This is a genomic window from Marisediminitalea sp. (assembly GCF_984433645.1).
This window is the reverse complement of the sequence record NZ_CFIDRX010000246.1, coordinates 1-2,194: the sequence shown is the minus strand read 5'-3', so window position 1 is coordinate 2,194 and position 2,194 is coordinate 1. Positions and strand designations below refer to the sequence as shown.

The window sequence follows — 2,194 nt, the reverse complement described above, 5'->3', positions numbered from 1 at the left end:
CGTTGCTGTGTTTTTGAAACCATTTCCAGAATTTCTCTTCTTCCGTCGCCTTACCGCCAACACCAAATAGAGAAAGAATACTCATTGTTGATACTGTTCCCTGTAAGAATCTACCCAAACTGGTTTGACCTAATCGTGGGCCATAAAATCACTACACTACCGATGAAGTACCCACAAATCAATGAAGTCCCTATTGCTGCGATGTAACTTATAATCCACTATCACAAAATGAAAGTTGTTATCGCAACTTACCAGACTAACATCGTAAAATAATCATACCGTTCGTTAAGGATTTACATGGCGCATACCACTTTGTTTTCACCGTTTGAAACTAGCAAATTCAGCCTCGACAACCGAATAGTTATGGCCCCCATGACCCGTCAATTTTCGCCAAATGGCATACCGACCAGCGATGTAGCAGGCTATTATCAGCGCCGCGCCAAGGGTGGAACCGGTCTTATCATTACGGAAGGAACAACAGTCAACGACAAAGTGGCTACCATGGACGCCAACATTCCCCAGTTCCATGGCGAACAAGCGCTTGCAGGGTGGAAAAATGTGGTTGAGGCAGTGCACAGTGCAGGTGGAAAAATTATGCCTCAACTGTGGCACGTCGGTATGGCCCGCGTAGCAGAAAAAGCGCCTTTCCCTGAATTACCCAGTGCGGGTCCGTCAGGCCTGTTTAAGCCCGGCAAGCAAGGCGCTGAACCCATGACAGTGGAACACATTGAAGCGGTGATTGAAGCATTTGCTCAGGCAGCAGCGGATGCCAAAGCCATTGGTATGGACGGTATCGAAATTCATGGAGCCCACGGTTACCTGATTGATCAGTTCTTCTGGGAAGGTACGAACCAGCGTACAGATAGCTGGGGCGGTAACATGGCAAATCGCGGGCGTTTTGCGGTTGAAATCATCAAAGCCATTCGTGCAGCAACGTCAGATGACTTCCCAATTGTGCTACGCTACTCCCAATGGAAGCAACAAGACTACACGGCCAGACTGGCTCACACGCCTGAAGAACTGGAAACATTCCTCTTGCCGCTCAGCGAAGCCGGCGTAGATGTGTTTCATTGTTCACAGCGCCGTTACTGGGAGCCCGAATTTGAAGGCAGTGAACTGAATTTAGCGGGCTGGACTAAAAAACTAACTGGCAAACCTACCATTACTGTGGGCTCAGTAGGATTGAACGACGACTTCTTTGGCGCATTCAAAGGTCAGGATTCTGGTACGCGCGCCGTTGATGACTTGCTAGAAAGGCTGGATGCAGGCGAGTTTGATTTAGTCGCTGTTGGTCGCGCCTTATTGCAAGATCCTGACTGGGCAAACAAAATAAAGGAAAACCGCACCGACGAATTACAACAGTACTCGGGTAAAGCACTGGCTACATTGTCCTGAGGACGATGAATTTTAAGTTTATAGAGGCACCAATAAGGTGCCTTTTTTATACCTGAAACTAATCCAGGAGTGACTGAATACTATTGACTACCAGGTCTCTGTCAGCAATGTGCAAATGATGCTTTTCTGACTCGGAATACACAACAACTGTGTTTTCGGACAACGCCTTAAATTTCGCTTCTGCTTGTTCGAACAGCGTATCCATGGTTTTAGCAATGGCGTCTGGTACGAACGGTGGATCGTAACGTTCCCCTGTGGATTTTGAAAACACAACAATCAACGGCTTGTTACCAAAATCCTGCGCCTCTTTAAGTTGTTCATAGCTTTGCATATGATCAAGTTTTTCCGGCGCCCGTTTGAACATTGGATTTTTAACGCTTTGCTCAAATTGATAGTAGCCATTCAGCGCTTCATCCTCTGAAGTAAAGCCCTCTGGCCACCGGGTAGCCATTGTATAAAAATAACCAAACGGCGGTGGTGCAATAAACACGGCCCCCAGTACCTCTTGATCATATTTATGGTTAAAAGCAATAATAATGTAGGACGCGTAAGAGCCACCGGCAAAGTAATAAGGTGGCGAAACCCCAGCGGCTTGTAATAACGCATGTAGCCTGTCAGCAGTATCATTCACCGTAAACGGGACAGGTCCCGTCTCACTTTTTCCCAACCCTGAGCGGTCGTAGAGGCACACACTGAAATCGTTTGTCAGTCGTTCAATACTGGGTAACCAGACGCCATCAGAGCCAAAACGACCAAAGCCTTGCTCTAAAATCAGCTTGGGCTTGTCGTTCTCATAGCA

General features: G+C 47.3%; 3 protein-coding genes. 2 read left to right on the top strand and 1 reads right to left on the bottom strand.

Annotated elements, in window-relative coordinates; translation table 11 throughout:
* Together AC4MRN_RS19545 and AC4MRN_RS19540 are read left to right on the top strand one after the other, a co-directional pair.
* The coding region (locus tag AC4MRN_RS19545; protein ID WP_491204252.1) for a hypothetical protein at window positions 1–207 on the top strand (207 nt) is incomplete at its 5' end.
* Window positions 208–297: 90 nt separating this feature from the next.
* Window positions 298–1,395, top strand: a complete 1,098-nt coding sequence (locus AC4MRN_RS19540) for an NADH:flavin oxidoreductase (protein ID WP_491204251.1) — start codon at window positions 298–300, stop codon at window positions 1,393–1,395.
* 58 nt (window positions 1,396–1,453) lie between these two features.
* Here AC4MRN_RS19540 and AC4MRN_RS19535 read toward each other — a convergent pair.
* Window positions 1,454–2,194: alpha/beta fold hydrolase (locus AC4MRN_RS19535; protein WP_491204250.1), on the bottom strand; the 741-nt coding region annotated here is incomplete at its 5' end.

Coding starts and splice junctions, on each gene's coding strand:
- AC4MRN_RS19540 (WP_491204251.1), top strand. CDS start 298: ATGGCGCATACCACTTTGTTTTCACCGTTTGAAACTAGCAAATTCAGC.